The following is a 26,588-nucleotide window of genomic DNA, read 5'->3' on the forward strand; positions in this document are numbered from 1 at the left end:
CGGGCGCAACGGGGCACTTCGCCCCCGGCGGTCGTCTAACGTGGCATCCACGCAGAGCCCGCCAGGGGGAGGCCCTATGACCGCGACCGACCGTCAACTCACGTCCGTGCTGCACTCGGTGGTGGTGTACGCGGCCGGGGCGCTGTGCCGCCGCCGCGCCGTGCTGACACTGCCGCCGGGTCCGGCCGGACCGCTGCGGGTCCGGCTGGACGGGCTGCCGCTGACCGCGGACGCCCACAGCCTGCGGGGTTCGCTGCGCTCCGGCCCGGACGGGCTGCGGATCCTGGACGTGCGCCGGGTGGTGCGGGCCGAGCTGTCGGCGGTCGAGGACCTGTCGCCGCTGCGTCGGGACTGCGACGCCGCCGAGGAGGAGCTGTACGCGGCCGGGGCGGCGCGGGCCGCGCTGGCGGCCCAGGTGGAGCACATCGCCGCGCTGCGGGCGGTCCCGCCCACCCCGCGCCGGGGCGACCCGCCGCGCCGCGCGCCCGCCGCCGCGCTGCTGGCGCTGGCCGACTTCGTGGACTCCCGGCTGGCCGAGCTGCAGCAGCGGCTGCTGGCCGCCGAGGACGCGCTGCGCGAGGCCGAGCAGCGGGCCGAGATCGCCAGGCGGCGGCTGCGGGCCGCCTCGGCCGGGCAGCCGGTCGAGCAGGTCGCCGGGACCACCTCGGTGCTGCTGACCCTCGATCAGACCGCGCCGCTGACCACCGGGGCGGAGGTCGAGCTGGAGCTGGAGTACGGCGTGCCGGGGGCGACCTGGACGCCCACCTACCAGCTGCGGCTGGACGGGATCGACGGCGACCGGCCGACCGGCCGGCTGTTCATGCGCGCCTGCGTGGCCCAGCGCAGCGGTGAGGACTGGACCGGGGTGCGGATCGGGCTCTCCACCGCGGACCTGCGGCGGCGCACCGACCTGCCCGAACTGCGCTCGCTGCGGATCGGGCGCAAGCAGGACGAGCCCGCGCCGCAGCTCTGGCGGGAGCCCCCGGCCGGGCTCGCCGAGCTGTTCGACGGCTACGACGACTTCCTCGGCCCGGCGGTCCGGCAGCAGGAGATGTCCGCGCTGTCGCGGAGGGCGGTGGGCGCCGCGGGCGGGTTCGGGGGCGGTCCGGTGCCGCCGCCGGTGCCCTTCCCGCCCGCGGTGTCCATGCCGATGGCGCCGACGCCGGTGGCGTCCATGCCTCCGCCGCCCCCGGCGCCGGGCGGTGGCGGCTACGGCGCGATGGCGCCGCAGGCCGCCGAGCCGGACCGGTCCCGGTCCCTGCCGAAGACGGCCAAGGCGGTCCGGGCCTCCTCCGCGCCCGCCGCCGCGGAACCAGCCGCGCCCGCCGCTCCGCCGCAGCCGCCGGCACCGGACCCGGCCCTGCGCGACTACGCGCAGCTGGCCCTGGCCGGGGCCGGCCCGGAGGAGCCGCGGGAGGAGCGCGGACGGCTCCGCCCCGCCGCGCCGCCGCCCGGTGCGCTCGCCGCCGAGCAGCGCCGGCAGGCGGAGGCCGTCACCCGGCTGCCGCTGCCGCCGCACTGCCGGCCGGTGCGGGCCTCGGCCGGCTCCTTCGACCACCGCTACGACGCCGGCGCCCCGGTCGACGTGCCGTCCGACGGGGCCTGGCACACCGTCCCGGTGCTGGAGTTCCCGGTCGAGGCGGTGCCCGAGCACATCTGCGTCCCGGCCGTGGACCCCCGGGTCTACGCCGCCGTCCGGCTGGGCAACACCAGCACCCACGCCCTGCTCGCCGGGGCGGCCGAGGTGAGCGTGGACGGCGCCCACCTGATGACGGTCCAGCTGCCCACGCTGGCGCCCGGGGAGCACCGCCGGGTCGGCATCGGCGTGGTGGAGAGCATCCAGGTCGCCAGGCGGGTGCAGTCCAGGGAGTCCAGCGCCGGCCTGCGCGGCGGCACCACGGTGATCACCCAGGGGATCGAGATCGACCTCGCCAACCGGCTCGGCCGCCCGGTCACGGTGGAGGTCCGCGAACGCGTCCCGGTCAGCGACGACCGGGACGTCAGGGTCGAGGAGCAGCCCGCCACCCCGCCGTGGACCGCGGTCCCGCCGGAGCAGGACGAGACGCACCGGCGCGGCATGCGGGTGTGGCGGGTCACCCTGGCCCCGCACGCCCGGCAGCGGCTGAACGGCGGGTACGAGATCCGCGTCCCGGTGGCCAAGGCACTCTTCGACGGAAACCGGAGGCTCTGAACGTGCCGTCTGATGTCATCCCCTGTCCGGTGACCGCCGTCACCCTGCTGGAGGACCGGGCCGAGCTGGAACGCGCGGTGCGGCTCGACCTCGCCCCCGGCGCGCACCGGGTCCGGCTGGGCCCGGTCACCCCGCTCGCGGTGGACCGCTCGCTGCGGGCCGAGCTCGACGGCGTCGAGGGGGCGTCGGTGGTGGACGCCCGCCTGGTCCGGCTCTACACCCCGCCGCCGGTCGGCGCCCCGGGCGAGGACGCCTCCGCGCTCCGCCGCCGGGTCCACGAACTGGGCGAGGCGGTCCGCCGCGCCGAGGCGGACCGGGACCGCACCGCGAGCCGGGTCGCCATCCTGGACCAGCTGCTGGCCGAGCTGCACCGCGACATCGCCGAGGGCACCGGCGCAGGGGAGGCCGACCCCGAGCGCTGGACCGCCGACCTGGACCGGGCCTACCAGGAGCACACCCGCCACACCGAGGCGCTGCGCCTGATCGGCCGTCAACTGCTGCGAGAAGGCGAGCAGTTGCGGCAGGCGGAGCAGGCGCTGCTGGAGGCGGAGGAGCAGCCGCTGGTGCTCTCCGCCTTCGTGGACCTGGTGATCGAGGCGTCCGCCCCGGTCGCGGCGGCCGGGCTGACGCTGCGTCACCTCACCCCCTGCGCGCTCTGGCGGCCCGCCTACCGGGCCGAGCTGTCCGCCGGCGGCGGCTCGCTCACCCTGCAGTGCGACGCCGTCGCCTGGCAGCGCACCGGCGAGGACTGGACCGGCGCCGCGGTCACCCTGTCCACCGCCCGCACCACCCTGGCCGCCGAGCCGCCCGCGCTGGGCGAGGACGTGCTGCTGCTGGTCGACCGCACCCCGGAGGAGCGGCGGACCATCGAGGTGGACCTGCGCGAGGTGGAGATCCAGACCGTGGGCCCCGGCGCGGAGGACGCGGCGGAGACCGGGTTCGACGCGGCCGTGCCCGGGGTGGACGACGGCGGCGAGGCCCGGGTGCTGACCGCGCCCGCCCCGGTGACCGTGCCCTCCGACGGCCGTCCGCACCGGATCCGGCTGGGCGCCGCGACCCTGCCGGCGCGGACCGGGTACAGCGCCGCCCCGGAGCTGTCGTCGCTGGTCAGCCAGGTGGTCAGCTTCCGCAACAGCACCGGGCAGGTGCTGCTCTCGGGGCCGGTGGACCTGGTCAGGGGCAGCGGCTTCGTCGGCCGCGGCGAGCTGCGGTTCACCGCCGTGGACGCCCCGGCCGAGCTCTCCTTCGGCAGCGAGGACACCTTCCGGATCACCCGCTCCGTCGAGGAGTCCCGGGACACCGCCACCCTCACCGGGCGGACCGTGATCGCCCGCACGGTACGGCTGGCCGTCTCCCGCTTCGCGCCGCCGGGAGCGCCCCCGCTGGTGGTCGCGGTGCGCGAGCGGATCCCGGTCTCCGAGCTGTCGGCGGTGGACGTCCGCCTCGACAAGGAGCGCTGCTCGCCGCCCCCGGACGAGTCGGACGCCGAGGGCGTCCTCCGCTACGACCTCACCCTCGGCCCCGACGAGCGCCGCACGCTGACCCTCGGCTACGAGATCAGCGCGGCCCGGGCGGTGGTCATCTGACCCGGCGCCGGGCCTCCACCTCGATCTCGATCCGCATCGCGGGGTCGGCCAGGCCGCAGACCATCATCGTCGCGGCCGGCCTGACCTCCCGGAAGCAGGCGCTCAGCACCGGCCAGCAGGGCTCGAAGTCGGCCCGCTCGGGCAGCAGGTAGCGCACCCTGACCACATCGGCGAAGGAGCTGCCGGCCTGTTCCAGCGCCTCCCCGATGTTGCGCAGGGCCTGCGCGGCCTGCTCCACCACGTCCTCGGAGATGGTCATGGTGCGGTAGTCGTAGCCGGTCGTCCCGGAGACGTGGATCCAGTCCCCGTCGACGACCGCGCGGGCGTAGCCGATGGCCTCCTCGAAGCTGGAGCCGCTCAGGATCGGGTAGCGCTCAGAAGTCATGATCGTGAAAATAGCGCCCGGCCCGGCGCTCACCAGTACCGGCCCGCCACCATCTCCTCCAGCCGGGCCCGGTGCATGATCAGCCGGTCCGGGTCGGCGGGTGCGGCGGCCTCGCCGAAGTGCAGCTGCCGGTAGCCGATCCGCAGCATCACCACGGCGTGCCGCAGCGCCGCGTACAGCAGGTGGAACTCCAGGTCCCGCGGGGTGTGGCCGGTGAGCTCGGCGTAGCGGGCGCAGACCCGCCCGGGGTCCAGGAAGTCCGGCATCCCGGGCAGGCCCGAGCTCTCGGTGAGGTCCTGGAAGAAGCGGTGCAGGAAGACCAGCCAGGCCAGGTCGAGCTCGCGCGGGCCGAGCGAGGCCATCTCCCAGTCGAGCACGGCGGCCGGGTCGAAGCCCCGGTAGACGATGTTGCCGATCCGGGCGTCGCCCCAGCTCAGCACGGTCGGGCCGGGCTGCTCCGGCCACAGCTGCTCCAGCCGGTCGAAGGCCCGCTCGATCAGCGGGGAGCGCGGTCGGCCGTCCACCACCCAGGCGTAGTAGGCCCGTTGCTGCCGCACATGGCGCCGCAGCGCGCTGGTCCGCCCCGCCGCGTCCTCCGGTTCGAGGAAGGCCGCCTGCTCGGCCGGGACGGCGTGCAGCGCGGCCAGCACCTCCAGGGTGGACCGCTCCAACTGCTCCCGTTCCGCGGCGGAGGCGTCGAACAGCCAGTTCCCGCCGTAGGTGTAGGGCATCAGGTCCGGCGGGACCCTGCCGTCCACCCGCTCCATCACCAAGCCGGCCGCGCCCAGCGGTCCCGGGTCGGTCTCCAGCCGCAGCACCCGGGGCACCGGCACCGCGGTCCGCTCGGCCACCAGCCGCATCACCCGGTACTGCCGCTCCATGTCGTACTCCGGGAACACCGCGTAGGCGTCCGTGTCGGCCGCCAGCCGCAGCACGCACGGCCGGACCTCGGCCGGCCCCGGTCCGCGCAGGTCGAACAGCACGGTCTCGCTGGACATCCCGTTGCCCGACGGCACCGACAGCCCGCCGACCGTCGCGCCGGGCAGCCAGCCGTCCACCCAGGCCCCGAGGCGGCGCTCGAGCTCGGCCGGGTCGCGGGTGGTGGTGCGCGGACGCGGCGCCTCCGGCTCGGCGGTCACGGCGCCACCGCCGCGAAGTCGGCGAAGCCGCTGGGGTCGTGGCGGCCGAAGCTGCCGTGCTCGAAGATCCCGTGGCCGACCTCGCTGTCCAGGGTGAACCGGGCCGCGTGGTCGGTCACCCCGTACCCGGCCAGGCCCAGGTCGGCCGGGTCGGCCAGGTCGTACACCCGGCGCTCGCTCCAGCCGCGCCCCTGCCAGGTCCCGTGCTGCCAGCCCTGGGCCGGCGGGTAGCCGGCGCCGACCGCCAGCGGGCTGCCGATCAGGATCTCCGCGTGGATCTCCAGCTGCTTGCGGGCCGCGTCGCTGAGGTGGATCACCGCGGAGCGCGGGTCGCGGGTGCCCGGCGCGTAGGCGATGTCGACGTACGGCCAGCCCAGCTGCTGGTCGGCCCGGCCGCTGCCGTCCGGGTGCACCAGCACCGCGTCGCCGAGGGTGCGGTAGCCGTCCGGGTCCTCCTGCAGCACCACCATCACAAAGCGGTCCCGGAACCGGATCGGGCACCAGACCCAGTGGAAGCCCTCGGTGCGGTGCTCCTCGGCCGCCCGTCCCGGCTGCTCGCCGGGGATCGGCCGGACGCCCCAGCTGCGGTCCCTGGTCCCGGTCCAGCCGCCGGGGTCGACCCGGTACTCGGTCCCACCGGCCCGGACGGTGCCCGAGGGGGCGCCGGCCTGGACGAAGCGGCGGCCCTCCAGGGTCAGCCGGTCGCCGGTGCGGGCGACGTGGTGCGGCTCCCACAGGGCGGGGAAGGCGGCCTCCCAGACCAGGTCGAAGCTGAGCCCGTCCGGTTCGGCCGGATCCGGCTCGCAGACCAGCCGCAGGGTCCGCAGCGGCTCCCGCACCTCGATCCTCAGCGGTCCCACGGCCAGTTTCATCCGGTCCTCGCCCAGCGCGTCGGAGGCCCGTACCGCGTGCATCCGGTCGCCGGCGCGCAGGGTGGCGTAGGCGTCGACCACCCCCTGGTTGGGGTAGACGCCGAGGCCGGCGATCAGCAGCGCCTGCCCGCCATGGTCGAACACATGGAAGATGCACCGGTCGTAGGCGTTGCGGTCGCCGGTGGCGACGTACCGCATGGAGAGCGGGACCTGGTGCACGGGGTACTCGTCGAGCGGCACCGGACGGTGTGTCATACGGTCGTCCTCCCTCGGGATCGAACAAGAGCTGACGGTACGTCAGAAACCAGGTCCCGGAACAGACCCGGGACCGCGCCGACCGCCCCGCGTCGAGACCCTGTCCTCCCGCCCGGTGGTCCAGTAGCGTCGGATGCCTTCGGCACTGGGGGGGCGGAGATGACGGCAGGCGGGCGGCTGTGGACTCGACTGGGCGGCGACCGCAGGTCGTTGGCGCGCTACCGCAGGCCGGCCGCCGCGGCGGCGGAACTGGAGCCGGCCCTGCGGTCGCTCAGCGACCCGGAACTGCGGGCCCATGCCGAGGCCTGGCAGCGGCGCCACCGCGGCACGGTCGGGGCCGACTGCGAGGACCTGCTGCCGGAGGCCGCCGCGCTGGTCCGGGAGACCTCGCGCCGGGTCCTGGGCAAGCGGCTCGACGACGTCCAGCTGATGGGCGGTCTGGCGCTGCACGACGGCGCGATGGTGGAGATGAAGACCGGCGAGGGCAAGACCCTGGCCCTGGTGCTGCCCGCGGTCCTGGGCGCGCTCGCCGGCCGCGGCGTGCACGTGCTGACGGCCAACGACTACCTGGTCGAACGGGACGCGGCGCTGACCGCCCCGCTCTACGGCGCGCTCGGGCTGAGCTGCGGGACCGTCCTCGAAGTGGGGGACGGGAAGCGCCCTTCGGCGGCCCGCAGGGCCGCCTACGCCGCCGACGTCACCTATGCCACGCCGCTGGCCCTGGGCTACGACCTGCTGCGCGACCGGCGGGCGAACACCCCGGAGCGGACCGTCCAGCGCGGCCGGTACCTGGCCCTGGTCGACGAGGCGGACCTGCTGCTCTTCGACGACGCGCGCAAGACGGTCCATCTGACCCGCACCGACGGCGAGGCCGATCCGCGCTACGCCAAGATGACCGCGGTGGTCGGACGGCTCAAGCCGGGCCTGCACTACCGCGTCGACCAGGAGCGCAAGCTGGTCACCCTCACCGACGCCGGCACCGAGCGGATCGAGGACCTGCTCGGCACCAGCGACCTGGACCGGACCGCGGACCCCCGGCTGCTGCGGATCCTGGACGCGGTGCTGCGGGCCAGGGAGGTGTTCCGGAGGGGCGTCGACTACGTGGTGGTGGACGGCGCGGTCGGGGTGATCAGCGGCTACTCCGGCCGGGTCAGCCTGACCACCGACTTCGGCGACGGGGTGACCCAGGCCATCGCCGCCAAGGAGGGCCTGGAGGTGCCCGCCGAGACCAGGCGGCTCTGCACCCTGCATGTGCACTGGTTCCTGCGCGGCTACCAGCGGCTCGGCGCGATCACCGGCGTCGCCGCCGAGACCGAGGCCTACCGCCGGGTCTACGGCCTGGAGACGGTGCGGATACCGACCGGACGGCCGGTGCTCCGGGTGGACCGTCCGGTCCGCTTCTACCCCTCCGACCGGGCCAGGACCGAGGCGGTGGTGGCGGAGACCGCCGCCCGGCGGGCGAAGGGCCAGCCGGTACTGCTCGGCACGGCGTCCATCGCCCAGTCCGAGCAGATGTCCGCCGCGCTCACCGAGCGCGGCATCCCGCACCACCGGCTGACCCCGGAGAACCACGCCGAGGAGGCCGCGGCCGTCGCCCGGGCCGGCAGCGTCGGCGCGGTCACCGTGGTGACCCGGATGGTGGGCCGCGGGGTCGACATCCAGCTCGGCGGCGGCGCGGACGGCGGCGCCGACGCCCCCGACCCCGCCGACCACGACGCGGTGGTCCGCAGCGGCGGCCTCTATGTGCTGGCCGTGGACGCCTACGAGTCCCGGCGGCTGGAACTGCACATGCGCGGACGGGCCGGCCGCCGCGGCGACCCGGGTGAGTCGGCGGTCTTCCTCTCGGTGACCGACCCCTCGCTGAAACCGCTGTTCCCCGCCTGGCAGTTGAAGGTGCTGGGGCTCAACCCCGACCCGGCCGACAGCTCGATGGCGTTCAGCCGGGGCGTGGAACGGGCCCTCGACATCCGGACCGGGCAACTGGCCCAGCAGCTGTGCGAGAGCGTGCGCTACGACGAGGTGATGGAGCGTCAGTCCGACCGGCTGCAGCGGCAGCGGCTGGTCGTCTTCGACGGCAGCGGACGGCGGGACTGGGTCGCCCGCGCCCTCGACAGCACGGCCGACCAGGCCGTCGCCGCCGCGAAGCCGTCCGGCGGCGCCAAGGCGCTGCGCCGCGCCCTGGCCCAGGCCTACCCGGTCGGCCTCGACGTCGAGTCACTGGCCGCGCTGCCCCCCGAGCAGCTGTCCGCGGCGGTACGCGCCGATGTGCACAGCGCGTACGCCCGGCGCGAAGCCGAGGTCACCGCGCCGGTGCTGCGGGACTACGAGCGCTGGATCCCGCTGAACCTGATCGACAACTTCTGGGCCGACCACCTCAGGGCCCTGGACGACCTCAGCGCGGCCACCTCGCTGCACACCCTGACCGGCGCGGACGGCCTGGCCCACTACCAGCAGGAGGCGGAGCGGCTGTTCACCGGCCTGCTCCGGCGGATCGAGCGCCGGGCGGTGTTCCACCTCTTCCGGCAGGAGGGCCCGGAATGACCCGGCCTCAGCCCGCGTCCGAGAGCGGGTCGCAGGGCTTGGAATGCGCCACCGACGGGTCCAGCGCGTCCTCCACCATGCCCAGCACGGTGGGGGAGAAGGCCATGCCGACATGGGTGACCACGATCGGCAGCAGCGAGTGGCAGACGTCCTGGACCACCTCGTTGTGCACGGTGGCGCCGGGCCCCGCGGTGAGCGCCTGGACCGTGTACGGGGTGACCACCATGTCGTCCCTGGTAGAGATCACGGTGTAGTCCACCCCGGGCTGGGTGTCACCGCCGGCGTCCACCGTGGTGTTCACCCAGGAGCCCTTGAGCTGCTGGTGCAGCGCGGGTCCGCCGTTCAGCGCGGTGGTGGTGGCGAAGAAGCCGATCGCGTTCAGGGCCGGGCCGAGCCCGTCCAGGTCGCTGCCGTGGTTGCTGGGCGCGATGCCGATCAGCTTGGCCACCTTGTTCAGCCGCGGGTCGGCCGGGTCGGTCCCGCCGTCGAAGCGCAGGTACCAGCGGGGGAGCACCCCGCCGCCCTGGGAGTGCCCGAGCAGGTCGACCTGCCGGGCCCCGGTGGCGGCCAGCACCCGGTCCACGAACGCGGCCACCTCCCCGGCCGAGGTGGGGATGTCGCCCAGGGCCTTCAGCGGGCCGCGCCCGGTGTCGCCGTAGTTCAGCGCGAACAGGCAGTAGCCCTGCTGCTTCAGTTTGGGGCCGAAGTAGTGCCAGTTGAGCATCATGTTCGCGCCGGTACCGTTCAGCAGCACGACCGGTTGCGGATGGGCCGCGCTGGGACGGCAGCTCCAGTCGTTGGTACCGGGTGCGTCCTCGTTGTAGTGCGCGAGACCGGCCGCGACCGCGAGCGACTCCTCCCCGAGCCCCCGCCGCTGCGGGGCCGCGTTCGCCGCCGACGCCAGGACGGTGGCCGCGAGTACCGCGGCGGCGAGAACGGCCGCGATACGGGGTCGGCGGGTGCGATGCGCCATCGCTGCTCCCTGTGTTCGAACTGTCGACGAACTGTGAGTGTCCGTCAGCAGATCTTCTCACCCGGGACGCGGCGGATCCGACTCCACAGCCGCGCGTCGCTTCGAGGAAGAAGTCCCGGTCACCAGGCCAGCGGAGGATCGAGCGGGCGCAGTTCGGCCGCGATCCGGTGCACCGCCCGCAGCCGGATCCGCTCGCCCTCGGCGAAGGGGCCCGGTATCCCGCTGAGCGGGGTGCCGCGCCAGAGCCCGAACGCCCGCTGCAGCAGGTCGGCGGCGTCGGCGGGGGAGCCGGTCCTGAGCGCGTGGGCCGCGCCGACCAGCCGCTCGAAGGCGATGGCGTCGACCCGGTCCGGGGCGATGTCGAGCAGGTACCCCTCCTCGGTCCGGTACAGCCGTTCGGCCGACCCGGCGAGCAGGGCCCGCAGCCGGTCGGCCTCCCGGCGCAGCTCCTCGGCGGTCCAGCCCCACCGGTCCTCGATGTAGGTGCCCTCGCCGTAGAGGCCGTCGACCAGTTCCTCGGCGCTGACCTCCTGGCCGGCCCGCAGCGCCAGCATGGCCAGCACCGCCTGCTGCCGCGGCGATCCGGTCAGCAGCGGGCAGCCGCCGGACCAGCCCCTGGTCCGCCCCAGGAAGGCCAGGTACGGCGGTTCGGCGGTCGCCGTGGCTTCGGTCGGGCACTGCGGGGCCGCTGTCGGTCTCACGCTTCACGTTCTCCCGGTTCGGGCCGGTACCCCGGCGTCAGGCTGGAGACCGTAGGAGGAATGGCTCAACACCGGTTCAACGCCGTCCGAGAAGAAGCGGTTCACCCGGCTTCCCGCTGTGGCCGCGGGGCAGCCGGTGCTACTGTCCGGGTGCGTCGCAGCGGGAATCCCGCCTGGATTCCGCGTTCGCACGGGGAGACAGACCATGGCCAAGTCGGAGGCGGACCGAGCCGGTCCTCCACTGGAGTTCCAGCTGCTCGGCGCGGTGCGGGCACGTCTGGACGGAATGCCGCTCGAGCTCGGCTCACCGCAGCAGCTCGCGGTGCTGGCCCGACTGCTGCTGGCCGCGGGCCGCGCGGTGCCGGTGCAGGACCTGGTGGGCGGCATCTGGGGCGAGACCTCGCCGCCGCGCGCGGTCGGCACGGTGCGCACCTATGTGTCGCGGCTGCGCGGGCTGCTCGACCCGGCCCGGGCCAAGCGCGGACGGGACACCGTGCTGCTCTCGGTCGGCGACGGCTACGCGCTGCGGATACCCGACGGCGCCCTCGACCTCGACCTGCTGGAGCAGCTGCGGACCCGCGCCGCCAAGGAGTACAGCGCGGGCGACCCGGCCGCCGCCGGAGCGCTGCTCGACCGGGCGCTGGCGCTGTGGAGCGGCGAGCCGCTGGCCGGGGTCCCCGGCGAGTACGCGACCAGGGAACGGGACCGGATCGCGGCGCTCCGGTTCGACCTGGTGGAGGAGCGGGCCGCGGCCGACCTGGCGCAGGGGCTGCACGGCCAGGCCGTCGCCCTGCTGGGCCCGCTGGTCGCCGAGCAGCCGCTGCGGGAGCGGCCGAGGGCGCAGCTCATGCTGGCGCTCTACCGCGGCGGCAGGCAGGCCGAGGCGCTCGGCGTCTACGCCGACACCCGCCGGCTGCTGGTCGCCGAGCTGGGCGTCGAGCCGGGGCCGGAACTGGCCGCCCTGCACCGGCGGATCCTCGCCGCCGACCCGGATCTGGACCCGGCCCCGCAGCCAGGCCCCCGCAGCGATGCGCCGCCGATCCCGCGCCCGTCCCAACTGCCCTCGGACATACCCGACTTCATCGGCCGCGCGGACATCGTGCGGTACCTGCTCCGGGTGCTGACCGCCCGCGAGGGCTCGGCCGTGGGCGTGTACGCGCTCTCCGGCCTCGGCGGCGTCGGCAAGACCACCCTCGCCGTCCATGTCGCGCACCGGGCCAGGGAGGCCTTCCCGGACGGCCAGCTGTACGCGGACCTGAACGGCACCCAGGCCGTCCCGGCCGACCCCTTCGACGTGCTGGCCCAGTTCCTGACCTCGCTCGGGGTGGCGCCGGACCAGCTGCCCGAGCAGCTCGACCAGCGCAGCGCGCTACTGCGCTCGCTGCTGGCGGACCGGTCGGTGCTGATGCTGCTGGACAACGCCAGGGACGCGGCCCAGGTCCGTCCGCTGCTGCCGGGCACCCCCGGCAACGCGGTGCTGGTCACCAGCCGGATCCGGCCGGCCGAACTGCCCGGCGTCCAGTTGCTCGGCGTCTCCACCCTGGGGCAGGACGAGGCGGTGTCGCTGCTGGCCGCGGTCGCCGGTCCGGCCAGGATCGCCGACGAGGAGCCGGCCGCACGCGCCCTGGTCAACGCCTGCGCCCTGCTGCCGCTCGCGGTGCGGATCGTCGCCGCCCGGCTGGCGGCCCGTCCGTCCTGGACCGTGGGATCACTGCTGGCCCGGCTGGAGGACCAGCGCCGCCGACTGGACGAGCTGCGCGTCGGCAGCCTCGCCGTGGAGGCCACCTTCCAGCTCGGCTACCAGCAGTTGACGGAGCATCAGGCCAGGGCCTTCCGGCTGCTGGCGCTGCCCGAGGGCCCGTCCCTGCCGATCGGCGGCGCCGCCGCGGTGCTCGCCGGGGCCGAGCCGGAGGTGGAGGACCTGGCCGAGTCGCTGGTCGACGCGGGGCTGCTGGAGGCGGACGGGGCCGGCCGCTACCGCTACCACGACCTGCTCCGGCTGTTCGCCCGCTCCCGCGCCGAGGCGCAGGACCCGGCGGAACTGCGGGCACAGATCCCGCTGCGGCTGCTCGAGCACCTGCTCGGCCGGGTCTGCGACGCCTGGCGCACCCTGATGCGGGACGAGGCCCTCAGCTGGCGGCTGCACCCCGGGGAGGCCCCCGGCGCCGACTTCGCCGACGAGGACTCCGCCTGGGCCTGGCTGCGGGCCGAACTGCACCTGGTCCCGGCCGTCGCCGAACAGGTGCTGCGGCAGGCCCCGGAACCGTCCCTGCGCGCGGTCGTGGACCTGCTGATCGGCTGGATCTGGCTGTTCGAGAACGAGGCCTCGGCCCAGGGCTTCGGCCCGGTGCTGGCCCTGGCCCTCGACACCGCCCGCACCCTCGACGACGCCCGCAGCACCGGACGGCTGTGCTACCTCACCGGCCTGCTCGCCGCGCTCGCCGGACGCACCACCGAGGCCGAGGAGCACCTCCGGGCCGCCCTGGAACTGCTGGAGGCGGACGACAACCTGGAGATCCGCTACACCGCCGCCAGCGAACTGGCGCTGGCGCTCAACTCCTCAGGACGCCCCGAACAGGCCCTGCCCTACCTGGAGCTCGCCCGCGGCCTCAGCGCGGAACTCGGCCACCTGGCCGACGAGGCCCGGCTGCTGGGCAACATCGCCCGGGCCCACCTGACCGCGGGCCGCGCCGCCGACGCGGTACGCGCCGCCGAGGCCGCGATCGCCACCGCCCAGGTCTCCGGCAACCTCGGCTGCCTGGCGGACGCCGTCTACCAGTTGGGCATCGCCCGGCAGGGCTCCGGCGAACCGGCCGCGGCGGCCGAGCGGTTCCAGGAGGCGCTCGGCCACTTCCGGGCCCAGCAGCGCCCCTGGCTGGAGGGCCCGGCCCTGGCCCGGCTCGCCGACTGCCGCACCGAGCTGGGCAGCCCGGCCGCCGCGGTGGTCCTCGCGGAGCAGGCCCTGGAACTGGGCAGCAGCCTCGACCTGCGCTACTGCCAGGGGCTGGCCCAGGCCGCGCTCGGCCGCGCGCTGCTCGCCCTCGGCCAGGAGTACCGGGCCAGGGGCTGCCTGACCGAGGCCCGGCGGATCTTCGAGGAACTGGACTCCCCCGAGGCCGCGACCGTGCGCAGACTGCTCGACGGGGTCGAGTCGGGAAGCCGGTACCCCTCGTTGATCCGATATTGATCCGGGCCCCGCACAATGACATGTGTGCGGGAGAGTCCCCGCACCGGGTGAAGTAGAACGAGGAGATGCGTCATGAGCACGCCGGAGGAGTCCGCGGTTCCGTCCGAGCAGGACCCGACCGCTGTGGAGCCCGCCGCCGAGGACGCGGCCGGTACCACGAACGACGACACCCAGCCCGATGCATCGGACTCGGGCGGCTCCCCGATCCGCCCCGACCACGTCCGCACCCAGCCGTAACGGGAGAGGCGGCAGGGGGACGAACCGGGGGGAAACCGGGGGGACCGGTCCGGGGGGATATCGGGGGAGTGGGGGAGCGCCGGCAACGGCGTTCCCCCGCCCGCGTTGGGCCAGGGCCTACAGCACCCCGAACACCGCTGTCGCATCGTCATACCGCTTGCCCCGGAAGCTGCCGGCCTCCGCCGCGGCCTCGGCCGCCCGCAGCTCCCGGACCACCGCGGCCGGCCCCCGCTGCTCCAGGGCGTCCAGCACCCGGGCCCAGCTCCACCCGTAGCGCTCGACCAACCGCGACACCCCGTCCGTGACCACCGCGAAGCGCCGCACCTCCGCCGCGGGCACACTGCCGGTCAGCGCGCGGTCCGCCGCCTCCGGCCTGGTACTGGCCACCCAGAAGCCCTCATCGGTATTGCGCAGCCGCGACACCGAGGCCCGGTCGTAGGCAGGCAGATGAGCGGTCCGATCGTCATGGACCTCGACGATCCCTCCCCCCACCCGCTCCACCACGACCCACGAGTCGGCCAGCACCAGCCACTCCAGCAAGCCGCCCCGCTCCCGCACCACCGCCACCGTGCTGGACGGACTGTCCGGGTTCCTGAGATCACACCCCGCGTGCAGCGCAAGCGTGCTGACGATCCCCTCCCGCAGCACCTCCACCAGCCCCAGCTCCGGCCGCTCGATCAGCACCGCCGCCAACCGCCCCCCGAGCCGCCCGGCCAGCCAGGCCACATCGTGCACACACCCCGTGGGCATCCCACTGGCGGTCGCCCCGTCCAACACCACCACGAACCGCTCCGAAGCCAGCACGAAGTCCTCGTTCGCACTCACCTCCGGACTGGCCTCGCACACATAACCGACCTGCACGGGTCTCCTTGCAAAACGAAGGCCCAGGTTCACGGGAACTCCCGCTGACCTGGGCCTTTGTGGCACTCCGTACGAAGTGCCCCCGGTAGGATTCGAACCTACGCACCCGCCTCCGGAGGGCGGTGCTCTATCCCCTGAGCTACGGGGGCCTGCTGTGCAACATGCAGAACACTACCAGCCTCCACCTGCTGCTTGTGCACAGGTTTTGGTCCCCGGAACGAGTGGAAACCGTGAAAGCGGGGACGGGGTGTCACCCCGACGCCTACCCTCAGTGACATGTCGGGCGTGTTCGGACGGGTCCTGGTTGTCGATGACAGCGAGGTGATCCGTCAGCTGATCAGGGTCAATCTGGAACTCGAGGGGTTCGAGGTGGTGACCGCCGCCGACGGCGCCGAGTGCCTCGACGTCGTCCACTCGGTTCAACCCGATGTGATCACCCTCGACGTCGTGATGCCACGGCTCGACGGTCTGAAGACCGCGGCCCGGCTCCGGGCCGACCCGCGGACCAGCCGCATCCCGATAGCGATCGTCAGCGCCTGCACCCAGCTGGATCTTGAGCGCGGCGAGTCCGTCGGGGTGGACGCCTACCTCGGCAAGCCGTTCGAGCCGATGGACCTGATCGACCTGGTGCGCCAACTGGCAGCCGCCCCGTTCAGCCCTGAGCGAACAGCGCAGCCGCCAACCGCCGGACACGACCGTCTCAGCCCCTAAACGCGATGGCGGACGTACCCCCCGTCTCGCCTAGGCTTGCCCCTGTGACACCCGCAGAGCTTTCCCAGGCAGTCCAGTCCGCTGTTCGTGCCGCCGTCGAGGCGGGCGAGCTGAACGTCGCCGCGCCCGCAGCGGTGACCGTCGAGCGGCCCAAGAACAGGGACCACGGCGACTACGCCACCAATGTGGCCCTCCAACTGGCGAAGGCGGCCGGACAGCCGCCCCGACAGGTGGCCGAGCTGGTCGCCGGTCGCCTGCGAGAGCTGCCCGGGGTCGCCAAGGTCGACATCGCCGGGCCCGGCTTCATGAACATCACCCTGGGCGACGCCACCCGGGGCGAGGTGGCCCGCAGCATCCTCGCCGCCGGCCCGGTCTACGGGCACAACGACTCCTTCGCCGGGGCCCGGGTCAACCTGGAGTTCGTCTCCGCCAACCCCACCGGCCCGATCCACATCGGCGGCGTCCGCTGGGCCGCGCTCGGCGACTCGCTCGGCCGGATCCTGCGCGCCTCCGGCGCCGAGGTCACCACCGAGTACTACATCAACGACGCCGGCGTGCAGATGGGCAAGTTCGGCAACTCGCTCCTCGCCGCCGCCAACAACCGCCCGGTCCCCGAGGACGGCTACGTCGGCGAGTACATCAGCGACATCGCCGCCCAAATCGTCGCAGAGAACAAAGACATCCTCTCCCTCCCCGAGGACGCCCAGCGCGAGCGCTTCCGCACCGAGGGCCTCCGGCTGATGGTGGCCGAGATCAAGCGGTCCATGCAGGAGTTCGGCGCGCACTTCGACGTCTGGTTCTCGGAGAAGTCGCTGCACGACTCCGGCGCGGTCGAGAAAGCGGTGGACCGGCTCCGCGAGCAGGGCCATGTCTTCGAGCTGGACGGCGCGACCTGGCTGCGCACCACCGACTTCGGCGACGACAAGGACCGGGTGCTGATCAAGGCGGACGGCGAGACGACCTACTTCGCCTCCGACGCCGCCTACTACCTCAGCAAGCGCGACCGGGGCCACGAGGTCAACGTCTACATGCTGGGCGCGGACCACCACGGCTACGTGAACCGGCTCAAGGCGATCGCCGCCTGCGCCGGCGACGACCCGACCCGCAACATCGAGGTCTTGATCGGCCAGTTCGTCAAGATGCTCAAGGACGGCCAGGAAGTCCGCATGTCCAAGCGTGCGGGCAATATCATCACCATCGACGACGTCGTCGAGTGGATCGGCGTGGACGCCGCGCGGTACACCCTCTCGCGCTCGCCCTCCGACTCCACGATCACTCTCGACATCAACGTGCTCACCAGCACGTCCAACGAGAACCACGTCTACTACGTGCAGTACGCGCACTCGCGGATGTGCTCGATCCAGCGCAACGCCGCCGCGCTCGGTTTCGACAAGGGCCCGACCGAGGGCTTCAAACCGGAACTCCTGAACACCCCCGCGGAGAAGGAACTCCTCGGCGCCCTCGCCGACTTCCCTTCCGAAGTGTCCAAGGCCGGCCGCTTCCGCGAACCGCACCACATCGCCCGCTACCTGGAAGAGACCGCCGGGTCCTACCACCGGTTCAACGACCAGTGCCGGGTGCTGCCCTTCGGCGACGACGAGGTCACCGACCTGAACCGCTCCCGCCTCTGGCTGGTCGAGGCGACCCGTACCGTCATCGCCAATGGCTTGGCCCTGCTGGGCGTTTCAGCCCCCGAACGCATGTGAGGCAGGCGGGGGCCGAGACGCCCCCGCCTCCCCCGACACCGTGGAGAAGTACGCATGAGCCGCTCCGCCCACCCCGCAGGCCCGCGCCACGGGGACGTCATGCCGGAGGGTCACTTCACGGCCCCTCCCGCCGACTTGAACGTCCTCGACCCCAAGGTCTGGGCCCACACGGTCACTCGTACCCGCACCGGCTCGGTCACCGTCGGCGGCATCGACGTGCAGCAGCTGGCCGAGGAGTTCGGCACCCCCGCCTACATCCTGGACGAGCAGGACTTCCGCTCCCGCTGCCGCGCCTGGCGCGACGCCTTCGGCAGCGACGCCGACGTCTACTACGCCGGCAAGGCCTTCCTCTCCCGCGCGGTCGTCCGCTGGCTGCACGAGGAGGGCCTCAACGTCGACGTCTGCAGCGGCGGCGAACTGACCGTCGCCCTCTCCGCCGGAATGCCCGCCGACCGGATCGCCTTCCACGGCAACAACAAGTCGACGTCCGAACTCGAATACGCGGTGAAGTCCGGCGTCGGCCATATCGTGGTCGACTCCTACGACGAACTGGTCCGGCTCTCCTGGATCGCCGAACAGCAGAGCGTCCGTCAGAAGATCCTGATCCGGGTCACTGTCGGCGTCGAGGCGCACACCCACGAGTTCATCGCCACCGCGCACGAGGACCAGAAGTTCGGCCTCTCCCTCTCCGGCGGCCACGCCGCCGAGGCGGTCCGCCGCGCGCTCACCCTCGACGGCCTCGAACTCCGCGGCATCCACTCCCACATCGGCTCGCAGATCTTCGACATGGCCGGCTTCGAGGTCGCCGCCCGCCGCGTGGTCGGCCTGCTCGCCGAGATCAAGGCCGAGCACAACGTCGAGCTCCCCGAGATCGACCTGGGCGGCGGCCTGGGCATCGCCTACACCAGCGAGGACGACCCCGCCGAACCCGCCGACATCGCCCAGGCCCTGCAAAGCATCGTCCACCGCGAATGCAACGCAGCCGGCCTCGCGACCCCCCGCCTCTCCGTGGAACCCGGCCGCGCCATCGTCGGCCCCACCGCCTTCACCCTCTACGAGGTCGGCACCATCAAGCCGCTGGAAGGCCTGCGCACCTACGTCAGCGTGGACGGCGGTATGTCCGACAACATCCGCACCGCCCTCTACGACGCCGAGTACTCGGTCTCCCTGGTCTCCCGCGCCTCCACCGCCGAGCCCATGCTGTCCCGCGTCGTGGGCAAGCACTGCGAGTCCGGCGACATCATCGTCAGGGACGCCTTCCTGCCCGCCGACCTGGCCCCCGGCGACCTGCTCGCGGTCCCGGCCACCGGCGCCTACTGCCGCTCCATGGCCAGCAACTACAACCACGCCCTCAAGCCGCCCGTAGTCGCGGTCTCGGACAACAAAGCCCGAGTGATCGTCCGCCGCGAGACAGAGGAAGATCTCCTGCGTCTCGATATCGGATGACGAAATACACGTCTCAAAATCTGGAACGCGCGCAAATATATCCGCAGCGTCCCTGAGACTGGGAACAGCCAAAAACCCAAGCAGACTGGAGTCGGACGATGCGCACACTGAAGGTAGCGCTCCTCGGTTGTGGAGTAGTAGGCACCGAAGTGGCCCGCATCATGACGACGCACGCCGCTGACCTCGCCGCCCGGATCGGCGCCCCGGTGGAGCTCGCCGGGGTGGCCGTCCGCCGTGCCAACCGGCCCCGTCCGGGCATCGCCGACGAGCTGATCACCACCGACGCGACCGAGCTGGTGAAACGCGACGACATCGACGTCGTGATCGAGGTCATCGGCGGCATCGAGCCCGCCCGCAGCCTGATCCTCACCGCCTTCGACCACGGCGCCTCCGTGGTCAGCGCCAACAAGGCGCTGCTCGCCGCCGACGGCTCCGCACTCCACGCCGCCGCCGCCTCCGCCGGCGCCGACCTCTACTACGAGGCCGCCGTAGCCGGCGCGATCCCCCTGCTCCGCCCGCTCCGCGAGTCCCTCGCGGGCGACAAGGTGAACCGGGTGCTCGGCATCGTCAACGGCACCACCAACTTCATCCTCGACAAGATGGACAGCACCGGCGCCGGCTACTCCGAGGCCCTGGAAGAGGCCACCGCCCTCGGCTACGCCGAGGCCGACCCCACCGCCGACGTCGAGGGCTTCGACGCCGCCGCCAAGGCCGCGATCCTCGCCGGGATCGCCTTCCACACCCGGGTCACCGCCGCCGACGTCTTCCGCGAGGGCCTGACCGAGGTCACCGCCGCCGACATCGCCAGCGCCAAAGCCATGAACAACATCGTCAAGCTGCTCGCCATCTGCGAGCGCTCCGCCGACGGCAGCTCCGTCACCGCCCGGGTCCACCCGGCGATGATCCCCCGCACGCACCCCCTCGCCAGCGTCCGCGGCGCCTACAACGCCGTCTTCGTCGAGTCCGAAGCCGCAGGCCAGCTGATGTTCTACGGCCCCGGCGCCGGCGGCGCGCCCACCGCCAGCGCGGTCCTCGGCGACCTGGTCGCGGTCTGCCGCAACAAGCTGGCCGGCTCCACAGGACCGGGCGAATCGGCGTACGCTCAGCTCACCGTGAGCCCCATGGACGGCGTGGTCACCCGCTACCACGTCAGCCTCGACGTAGCCGACAAGGCAGGCGTCCTCGCCCAGGTCGCCACCGTCTTCGCCGAGCACGGCGTGTCCATCGACACCGTCCGCCAGCAGGGCCGGGAGGGCGACGCCTCACTCGTCGTAGTGACTCACCGCGCCACTGACGCCGCGCTGTCCGCTACGGTCTCCGCACTGCGCAACCTGGACAATGTCCGCGGCGTGGCCAGCATCATGCGTGTCGAAGGGGAATGACGTCATGACCAGCACTCACACCCACCAGTGGCGGGGTCTCATCAAGGAGTACGGCGACCGCCTCCCGGTCACGGCCTCGACCCCGAACATCACCCTCCTCGAAGGCGGAACGCCGCTCGTCCCGGCCCAGCTGCTCTCCGAGCGCACCGGCTGCGACGTCTACCTCAAGGTCGAGGGAGCCAACCCCACCGGCTCCTTCAAGGACCGCGGTATGACCATGGCCATCTCCAGGGCCGCCGAGGAGGGTGCCCAAGCGGTCATCTGCGCCTCCACCGGCAACACCTCCGCCTCCGCCGCCGCCTACGCGGTCCGGGCCGGCATGGTCTGCGCCGTACTGGTCCCCCAGGGCAAGATCGCCCTCGGCAAGATGGGCCAGGCCCTGATCCACGGCGCGAAGATCCTCCAGGTCGACGGCAACTTCGACGACTGCCTCACCCTGGCCCGCGACCTCTCCGACAAGTACCCGGTCGCCCTGGTCAACTCGGTCAACCCGGTCCGCATCGAGGGCCAGAAGACCGCCGCCTTCGAGATCGTCGACGCCCTCGGCGACGCCCCCGACATCCACGTCCTCCCAGTAGGCAACGCCGGCAACATCACCGCTTACTGGAAGGGCTACCAGGAATACGCCAACGACAAACTGGCAACCCGCACCCCCCGAATGTGGGGCTTCCAAGCCTCCGGCAGCGCCCCCATCGTCAACGGCGCCCCCGTCCTGGAACCGAAGACCATCGCCACCGCGATCCGCATCGGCAACCCCGCCTCCTGGGACTACGCCATCGCCGCCCGCGACGAGTCGAACGGCCTGATCGACAAGGTCACGGACCGCCAGATCCTGGCCGCGTACCGCCTCCTGGCCTCCAAGGAAGGCGTGTTCGTCGAACCCGCCTCCGCGGCCAGCGTGGCCGGCCTGCTGCAGGCCGTCGACCAGGGCCTGGTCGACCCCGGCCAGCGCATCGTCTGCACCGTCACCGGCAACGGCCTCAAGGACCCGGGCTGGGCCGTCGAAGGCGCCCCCCAGCCCACGATCATCCCCATCGACGCCACCGCCGCCGCCGAACGCCTGGGCCTCCTCTAGCGGCGAACGCACCGCGCCTTTCCCCACCCCCGCACGGGAGGGGGTGGGACGGGGCGGGGTGGTCGCGGCAGGGGCCGTCAAAGCGAGAAACGGATGTAGCGGCGTAACAAGGGCACCTCGACTCCACGCCATCCGTTTCGCAGCAGGTCCCAGAGCGACTACCCCGACCCGGCCCGCCCCCGACCCCGCGCACCCACCCGCGCCGCAGGCAAAGCAGAACCCCGCAGACAGAACACCCCTTCGATACCCTAAAAACCCAGCCCCAGGCGAGATCCACCCCCCAGGAGCGACAGCAACATGCCGGCCCCCTCCTTCCGCGCAGCGGCCACCCGCGTCCGGGTCCCCGCGACCAGCGCCAACCTCGGCCCGGGCTTCGACGCCTTCGGCCTCGCCCTGGGCCTGTACGACGACGTAGTCGTCCGCATCGCGGACTCCGGCCTCTACGTCGACATCGCCGGCGAAGGCGCCGACACCCTCGCCCGCGACGAGCGCCACCTCGTCGTCCGCTCCATGCGCGCCGCCTTCGACCGCCTCGGCGGTCAACCCCGGGGCCTCGAAGTCGTCTGCGCCAACCGGATACCGCACGGCCGCGGCCTCGGCTCCTCCTCGGCGGCCATCGTGGCCGGCATCACCGCCGCCCGCGCGGTCACCGTCGGCGGCACCGAGCTGATGGACCAGGCCGCCGTCCTCGCCCTGGCCTCGGAGATCGAGGGCCACCCGGACAACGTCGCCGCCTGCGTCCTGGGCGGATTCACCATCGCCTGGACCGACGAGGGCCACGAGGGCCACGACGCCCACGCCGTCACCCTCGCCCCCTCCACCCAGGTCGTCCCGATCGTCTTCGTCCCGGCCAACCCGGTCCTCACCGAGGTCGCCCGCGGTCTGCTCCCCTCCACCGTCCCCCACGCCGACGCCGCAGCGAACGTAGGCCGCGCCGCACTCCTCGTAGAGGCGATCACCCGCCGCCCGGAGCTCCTGCTCCCCGCCACCGAGGACCGGCTGCACCAGGACTACCGCACCCCCGCGATGCCCGAGAGCGCCACCCTGGTGGCCACGCTCCGCGCGCAGGGCGTCGCCGCCGTGATCTCCGGCGCCGGACCCACCGTCCTGGCCCTGACCGACGCCGGCACCGCCGACAAGCTGCTCGCCGAGGCCGACCCGTCCTGGGCCGCGCACCGCCTGGAACTGGACCTCGAAGGCGCCGCGGTCCTCCCCCTCGCCCCCTGACCACTCACCCCCTCACCACCCGACTACTCACCCTCTGAAGAGATGTGTACCGAGGGGTGAGATGGGGGACACGATTGACAGACGCGGAGTGGGGGAATGTTTGTTGGGTCCAGTAGTGTTAATCTCATGTCTGCACCAGGCGCCCTACGGGGCCCGGTGCGCCGCGTCCCGATCCTGGTCCGCTCCGTTCCGCGGAGTGACTGTTCCGGGACAGCAATTCTCCGGGAGCCCGCCACAGCGCGTACGCAGCCTGCCTGCGCAAGTGTGACCGCATCCCGAAGCCGTGTCGGTGCCTCAGTCCCGCATGTGACTCACACCCATGACACGCGACGGGGGCCCGGGAAGCGGTGTGCGTCAGCACACAGAACACCTACACCGCACGTACGCATGACCGCCATCCGGCGGACCACCGCCCCGTAGCTGCGAAAACGAGCGCAGCTCCGGACAGCACAACCGGTCGCCGAGCCAGACAGGCCGACGTCCGCTCCAGGGAAGGACCCTTCGTGAGCGACACCACCGATCTGATGGGCGTGCGCCCGGACGCTGACGCGTCGGACGCAACTACGGCCCCTGCGCCGAAGCGCCGTCGGACCACGGGCACCGGGCTCAACGCCATGGTGCTCGCAGAGCTCCAGCAGCTCGCCACCGGCCTTGGCATCAGCGGCACCGGCCGTATGCGCAAGAGCGACCTGATCGACGCCATCAAGGAGAAGAACGGCGGGGACCCGATCCTTGCCGCCTCCGAGGCGCCGGCCGCGAAGCGCGCCACCCGCAAGGCGGCCACCACCCCCGCCGCCACTGCCGCCGCCGGCTCGGCCGCGGACGCCCCGGCCGCGGACGCTGCCGCCGCCCCGGCCACGGCCGCAGCGGCCGTCGACGCCCCCCCGGCCCGGCGCACCGCCCGCTCCCGCGTGGCCGAGCAGCAGATCGAGATCCCGGTGCAGACCGCCGGTGACGCCACGGCGGAGCGCGCCCCGCGCCGCAGCCGCCGGGCCACCGCCCCGGTGACCTCGACGACCTCGGCCTCGACCTCGCTCACCGGAGCCCCCGCTCCTGCCTCCGAAGGCGCTCCGCAGGAGTCCCCGGCCGCCTCCCTCGCCACCGAGGTGCGCGAGCGCCAGCAGGACGGCGGCAGCGACTCCGGCCGTGAGGGCCGCCGTGACCGCCGCGAGCGCCGCGAGCGCCAGGACGGCAGCACTGCCAACGGAACCGCCACCACCGTGGGCACCGGCACCGGCACCGGCAGCGACGCCGACTCCGCCGACCGCTCCGAGAACCGCCGTGACCGCGGCAACGCGTCCGGCGGCCAGGGCAACGACCGCAGCGAGCGCCGCAACCGCCGCGACCGCAACAACCAGGGCCAGGACGGCCAGCAGAGCCGCCAGGGCCAGCAGGGCGGCGGCCAGCAGGGCAGCGGCGGCGGCGGAGGCCAGAGCCAGGGCCAGCGCCAGCAGGACCAGCGCCAGGACCAGCAGGGCGGCTTCCCGGACGACGACGAGTTCGGCGGCGGCCGTCGCCGCGGCCGTTACCGCGACCGCAACCGCCGCAACCGCCGGGACGGCTTCGACGCCCCGCCGGAGCAGCAGGTCAACGACGACGACGTGCTGATCCCGGTGGCCGGCATCCTGGACATCCTGGACAACTACGCCTTCGTGCGGACCTCGGGCTACCTCTCCGGTCCCAACGACGTGTACGTGTCCCTGGCCCAGGTCCGCAAGAACGGCCTGCGCAAGGGTGACGCGATCACCGGCGCGGTGCGCCAGCCCAAGGACGGCGAGCGCCGCGAGAAGTTCAACGCGCTGGTGCGCCTGGACTCGGTGAACGGCAGCGAGCCCGACAACGGCCGCAACCGCCCGGTCTTCAACACGCTGACCCCGCTGTACCCGCAGGAGCGGCTCCGGCTGGAGACCGACCCGGGCGTGCTGACGACCAGGATCATCGACCTGGTCGCCCCCATCGGCAAGGGCCAGCGCGGTCTGATCGTCGCCCAGCCGAAGACCGGCAAGACGATGATCATGCAGGCGATCGCCAACGCGATCACCCACAACAACCCCGAGTGCCACCTGATGGTCGTGCTGGTCGACGAGCGTCCGGAAGAGGTCACCGACATGACCCGCTCGGTGAAGGGCGAGGTCATCTCCTCGACCTTCGACCGTCCGGCCGAGGACCACACCACGGTCGCCGAGCTCGCCATCGAGCGTGCCAAGCGGCTGGTGGAGCTGGGCCACGACGTGGTCGTGCTGCTGGACTCGATCACCCGCCTGGGCCGCGCCTACAACCTGGCGGCCCCGACCTCCGGACGCATCCTGTCCGGTGGTGTCGACTCGACCGCGCTCTACCCGCCGAAGAAGTTCTTCGGCGCCGCGCGCAACATCGAGAACGGCGGCTCGCTGACCATCATCGCCACCGCGCTGGTCGACACCGGCTCGCGGATGGACGACGTGATCTTCGAGGAGTTCAAGGGCACCGGCAACATGGAGCTCAAGCTCGACCGCAAGCTCGCCGACAAGCGGATCTTCCCCGCGGTGGACGTGGACGCGTCCAGCACCCGCAAGGAGGAGATCCTGCTGGGCTCCGAGGAGCTGGCGATCACCTGGAAGCTCCGCCGGGTCCTGCACGCGCTGGACGGCCAGCAGGCCATCGAGCTGCTGCTGGACAAGATGAAGCAGACCAAGAGCAACGCCGAGTTCCTGATGCAGATCGCGAAGACCACGCCGGGCCAGGACTGACCCCCACCCTGACCCGCCGCAGTCGGAACACCACGCACACCGCCGCCCCGGACGCACCTGTCCGGGGCGGCGGTGCCGTGTTTCACGGCTTGTAAGGATTCGTACAGGGCGGCTCTCATACGGCTGACGTACGCTCGCGGACATGAAGGACAAGTCGGACGAAAAGCCACAGCCCAAGAAGGCAGTCAGCCGCCGCCGGCGCCTGCTGCGGATCCTGGCCTGGTCGACGGCGACTCTTGTCCTGGTCTGCGCGGGAGCCGGCGGCTACCTGTTCTGGAGGCTCAACAACAACATCAGGACCGTGGACATCAGCGGCGCCCTGGGCACGGACCGCCCGGAGGAGTCCACCGGTGCGATGAACATCCTGCTGCTGGGCTCCGACTCCCGCTCCGGCGGCAACGGCAAGCTGGCCGGCGGCGCGACCGACGGCACCGCGCGCTCGGACACCGCGATGGTGATCCATGTGAACCAGGCGCACGACCACGCCGACATCGTCAGCATCCCCAGGGACACCCTGGTCAGCAGGCCCGCCTGCGTCTCCGCCCAGGGGGGCGGCACGGTCGCCGCCTCCGACAGCGCGATGTTCAACAGCGCCTACGAGGTCGGCGGCCCGGCCTGCGCCGTGAAGACGGTCGAGCTGATGACCGGGCTGCGGATGGACCACTACGTCGAACTGGACTTCTCCGGCTTCGCCAAGCTCATCGACGCCCTGGGCGGGGTCACCGTGACCACCACCGTCGACATCAACGACACCGACAGCGGCCTGCACCTCAAGGCCGGTACCACCAAGCTCAACGGCACGGAGGCGCTGGCCTTCGTCCGCACCAGGCACGGCGTCGGCGACGGCAGCGACCTGGGCCGGATCGGGCTGCAGCAGCAGATGATGAAGTCGATACTGACGAAGATCCAGGGCATGGGCCTGCTCACCGACCCGGCCAAGATGATCGGCATCGCCGACACCGCGACCAGCGCGCTCACCACCGACAGCCAGCTGGGTTCGGTGACCGCGCTGGCCTCGCTCGCGCAGAGCATGAAGAAGATCGGCGCCGACGACATCACCGCGGTCACCATGCCCACCGTGACCGCCCCCAGCGACCCCAACCGCCTGGTCGCCCTGGACCCGCAGGCGAACGAGCTGTGGGTGGCGCTGCAGGTGGACCAGCCGGTCCCGTCCGTGGTCCTGGAACTCCAGCAGCAGAACCCGGCCTCCGCCACCCCCACCGGCACGCCCACCGCGACCACCACCTCCGCACCCGGTACGGAATAGCGGGAGGCGGTCTCCGGTTTGGGCAGATGCGGCCAGTGCTGGCAGACTGGTACGTCGGTCCCGGTTCACGGACGGCAATCCGCCCTCCGACCCGGAACCCTCCCGAACCTAGGAGCA

19 protein-coding genes and 1 tRNA gene are annotated in these 26,588 nt (G+C 72.9%); 13 read left to right on the top strand and 7 right to left on the bottom strand.

Translation table 11 applies throughout. The annotated features are described in order from the left end of the window. The first annotated feature begins 76 nt into the window (after positions 1–76). Both ACEZDG_RS22955 and ACEZDG_RS22960 read left to right on the top strand, forming a co-directional pair. Positions 77–2,191, top strand: a complete 2,115-nt coding sequence (locus ACEZDG_RS22955) for a DUF4139 domain-containing protein (protein ID WP_380512567.1) — start codon at positions 77–79, stop codon at positions 2,189–2,191. A gap of 2 nt (positions 2,192–2,193) precedes the next feature. Beyond that, a complete protein-coding gene (locus tag ACEZDG_RS22960; protein WP_380512568.1) occupies positions 2,194–3,777 on the top strand; it encodes a mucoidy inhibitor MuiA family protein in 1,584 nt (527 codons plus the stop codon). Here the strand turns inward: ACEZDG_RS22960 and ACEZDG_RS22965 are convergent. The 3 genes from ACEZDG_RS22965 to ACEZDG_RS22975 are packed head-to-tail and all read right to left on the bottom strand — an operon-like array spanning position 3,770 to position 6,428. After that, positions 3,770–4,162, bottom strand: a complete 393-nt coding sequence (locus ACEZDG_RS22965; protein WP_380512570.1) for a RidA family protein — start codon at positions 4,160–4,162, stop codon at positions 3,770–3,772. The genes ACEZDG_RS22960 and ACEZDG_RS22965 overlap by 8 nt on opposite strands. Positions 4,163–4,191: 29 nt before the next feature. After that, on the bottom strand, positions 4,192–5,301 hold the full coding sequence (locus ACEZDG_RS22970; protein ID WP_380512571.1) for a phosphotransferase family protein: 1,110 nt from the start codon (positions 5,299–5,301) through the stop codon (positions 4,192–4,194). Then, positions 5,298–6,428 carry a hypothetical protein gene (locus ACEZDG_RS22975; protein WP_380512573.1) on the bottom strand — a complete coding sequence of 377 codons (1,131 nt, stop codon included), beginning with the start codon at positions 6,426–6,428 and terminating at the stop codon, positions 5,298–5,300. Before ACEZDG_RS22975 ends, ACEZDG_RS22970 begins: the two co-directional genes overlap by 4 nt. A gap of 159 nt (positions 6,429–6,587) precedes the next feature. On the opposite strand from ACEZDG_RS22975, the gene ACEZDG_RS22980 reads away from it, so the two are divergent. Continuing rightward, a complete protein-coding gene (locus ACEZDG_RS22980) occupies positions 6,588–8,969 on the top strand; it encodes a preprotein translocase subunit SecA (RefSeq protein WP_380512575.1) in 2,382 nt (793 codons plus the stop codon). A 7-nt stretch (positions 8,970–8,976) separates the two neighbouring features. Here the strand turns inward: ACEZDG_RS22980 and ACEZDG_RS22985 are convergent, their stop codons facing one another. Together ACEZDG_RS22985 and ACEZDG_RS22990 are read right to left on the bottom strand one after the other, a co-directional pair. Then, on the bottom strand, positions 8,977–9,942 hold the full coding sequence (locus ACEZDG_RS22985) for an esterase/lipase family protein (protein WP_380512577.1): 966 nt from the start codon (positions 9,940–9,942) through the stop codon (positions 8,977–8,979). Positions 9,943–10,061: 119 nt separating this feature from the next. Next, positions 10,062–10,643 (bottom strand): AfsR/SARP family transcriptional regulator, encoded by a 582-nt coding sequence (locus ACEZDG_RS22990; protein WP_380512578.1) that lies wholly within the window; start codon positions 10,641–10,643, stop codon positions 10,062–10,064. Between the two features lie 205 nt (positions 10,644–10,848). Between ACEZDG_RS22990 and ACEZDG_RS22995 the strand changes: the two genes are divergently transcribed. Both ACEZDG_RS22995 and ACEZDG_RS23000 read left to right on the top strand, forming a co-directional pair. Next, positions 10,849–13,830 (top strand): AfsR/SARP family transcriptional regulator, encoded by a 2,982-nt coding sequence (locus ACEZDG_RS22995; RefSeq protein ID WP_380512580.1) that lies wholly within the window; start codon positions 10,849–10,851, stop codon positions 13,828–13,830. A gap of 72 nt (positions 13,831–13,902) precedes the next feature. Beyond that, a complete protein-coding gene (locus tag ACEZDG_RS23000) occupies positions 13,903–14,067 on the top strand; it encodes a hypothetical protein (protein WP_380512582.1) in 165 nt (54 codons plus the stop codon). A gap of 117 nt (positions 14,068–14,184) precedes the next feature. Here the strand turns inward: ACEZDG_RS23000 and ACEZDG_RS23005 are convergent, their stop codons facing one another. Together ACEZDG_RS23005 and ACEZDG_RS23010 are read right to left on the bottom strand one after the other, a co-directional pair. Then, positions 14,185–14,928, bottom strand: a complete 744-nt coding sequence (locus ACEZDG_RS23005; RefSeq protein WP_380512583.1) for a protein phosphatase 2C domain-containing protein — start codon at positions 14,926–14,928, stop codon at positions 14,185–14,187. A 77-nt stretch (positions 14,929–15,005) separates the two neighbouring features. Continuing rightward, positions 15,006–15,077 (bottom strand) — tRNA-Arg (locus ACEZDG_RS23010). A gap of 127 nt (positions 15,078–15,204) precedes the next feature. Here ACEZDG_RS23010 and ACEZDG_RS23015 point away from each other — a divergent pair. The 8 genes from ACEZDG_RS23015 to ACEZDG_RS23050 all read left to right on the top strand — a co-directional run bounded on the left by ACEZDG_RS23015 (position 15,205) and on the right by ACEZDG_RS23050 (position 26,471). Beyond that, the gene (locus ACEZDG_RS23015) at positions 15,205–15,639 is read left to right on the top strand and encodes a response regulator (protein ID WP_380512585.1); all 435 of its coding nucleotides are present in this window, start codon (positions 15,205–15,207) and stop codon (positions 15,637–15,639) included. Between the two features lie 44 nt (positions 15,640–15,683). Continuing rightward, positions 15,684–17,345 carry an arginine--tRNA ligase gene (gene argS, locus ACEZDG_RS23020; protein ID WP_380512587.1) on the top strand — a complete coding sequence of 554 codons (1,662 nt, stop codon included), beginning with the start codon at positions 15,684–15,686 and terminating at the stop codon, positions 17,343–17,345. A gap of 54 nt (positions 17,346–17,399) precedes the next feature. Continuing rightward, the gene (gene lysA / locus ACEZDG_RS23025) at positions 17,400–18,791 is read left to right on the top strand and encodes a diaminopimelate decarboxylase (protein WP_380512589.1); all 1,392 of its coding nucleotides are present in this window, start codon (positions 17,400–17,402) and stop codon (positions 18,789–18,791) included. A 98-nt stretch (positions 18,792–18,889) separates the two neighbouring features. Next, the gene (locus ACEZDG_RS23030; RefSeq protein ID WP_380512591.1) at positions 18,890–20,173 is read left to right on the top strand and encodes a homoserine dehydrogenase; all 1,284 of its coding nucleotides are present in this window, start codon (positions 18,890–18,892) and stop codon (positions 20,171–20,173) included. A 4-nt stretch (positions 20,174–20,177) separates the two neighbouring features. Further along, on the top strand, positions 20,178–21,248 hold the full coding sequence (gene thrC / locus ACEZDG_RS23035) for a threonine synthase (protein WP_380512593.1): 1,071 nt from the start codon (positions 20,178–20,180) through the stop codon (positions 21,246–21,248). Between the two features lie 297 nt (positions 21,249–21,545). After that, the gene (gene thrB, locus ACEZDG_RS23040; RefSeq protein ID WP_380512595.1) at positions 21,546–22,475 is read left to right on the top strand and encodes a homoserine kinase; all 930 of its coding nucleotides are present in this window, start codon (positions 21,546–21,548) and stop codon (positions 22,473–22,475) included. A gap of 503 nt (positions 22,476–22,978) precedes the next feature. Then, positions 22,979–25,204, top strand: coding sequence for a transcription termination factor Rho (gene rho, locus ACEZDG_RS23045; RefSeq protein WP_380512596.1), 2,226 nt, complete (start codon positions 22,979–22,981; stop codon positions 25,202–25,204). 142 nt (positions 25,205–25,346) lie between these two features. Continuing rightward, positions 25,347–26,471 (top strand): LCP family protein, encoded by a 1,125-nt coding sequence (locus ACEZDG_RS23050; RefSeq protein WP_380512598.1) that lies wholly within the window; start codon positions 25,347–25,349, stop codon positions 26,469–26,471. Positions 26,472–26,588: the final 117 nt, after the last annotated feature.

It is taken from the genome of Streptacidiphilus alkalitolerans, from assembly GCF_042511045.1.
Classification (GTDB): Bacteria; Actinomycetota; Actinomycetes; order Streptomycetales; family Streptomycetaceae; genus Streptacidiphilus; species Streptacidiphilus alkalitolerans.

Bases quoted from the DNA above. Each gene is read 5' to 3' on its own strand.
- lysA (WP_380512589.1), top strand. From the start codon at position 17,400: ATGAGCCGCTCCGCCCACCCCGCAGGCCCGCGCCACGGGGACGTCATG.
- ACEZDG_RS23000 (WP_380512582.1), top strand. From the start codon at position 13,903: ATGAGCACGCCGGAGGAGTCCGCGGTTCCGTCCGAGCAGGACCCGACC.
- ACEZDG_RS22965 (WP_380512570.1), bottom strand. From the start codon at position 4,162: ATGACTTCTGAGCGCTACCCGATCCTGAGCGGCTCCAGCTTCGAGGAG.
- ACEZDG_RS22975 (WP_380512573.1), bottom strand. From the start codon at position 6,428: ATGACACACCGTCCGGTGCCGCTCGACGAGTACCCCGTGCACCAGGTC.
- ACEZDG_RS22985 (WP_380512577.1), bottom strand. From the start codon at position 9,942: ATGGCGCATCGCACCCGCCGACCCCGTATCGCGGCCGTTCTCGCCGCC.
- ACEZDG_RS23050 (WP_380512598.1), top strand. From the start codon at position 25,347: ATGAAGGACAAGTCGGACGAAAAGCCACAGCCCAAGAAGGCAGTCAGC.
- ACEZDG_RS22955 (WP_380512567.1), top strand. From the start codon at position 77: ATGACCGCGACCGACCGTCAACTCACGTCCGTGCTGCACTCGGTGGTG.
- ACEZDG_RS23030 (WP_380512591.1), top strand. From the start codon at position 18,890: ATGCGCACACTGAAGGTAGCGCTCCTCGGTTGTGGAGTAGTAGGCACC.
- thrB (WP_380512595.1), top strand. From the start codon at position 21,546: ATGCCGGCCCCCTCCTTCCGCGCAGCGGCCACCCGCGTCCGGGTCCCC.
- ACEZDG_RS23015 (WP_380512585.1), top strand. From the start codon at position 15,205: ATGTCGGGCGTGTTCGGACGGGTCCTGGTTGTCGATGACAGCGAGGTG.
- ACEZDG_RS22980 (WP_380512575.1), top strand. From the start codon at position 6,588: ATGACGGCAGGCGGGCGGCTGTGGACTCGACTGGGCGGCGACCGCAGG.
- thrC (WP_380512593.1), top strand. From the start codon at position 20,178: ATGACCAGCACTCACACCCACCAGTGGCGGGGTCTCATCAAGGAGTAC.
- ACEZDG_RS22995 (WP_380512580.1), top strand. From the start codon at position 10,849: ATGGCCAAGTCGGAGGCGGACCGAGCCGGTCCTCCACTGGAGTTCCAG.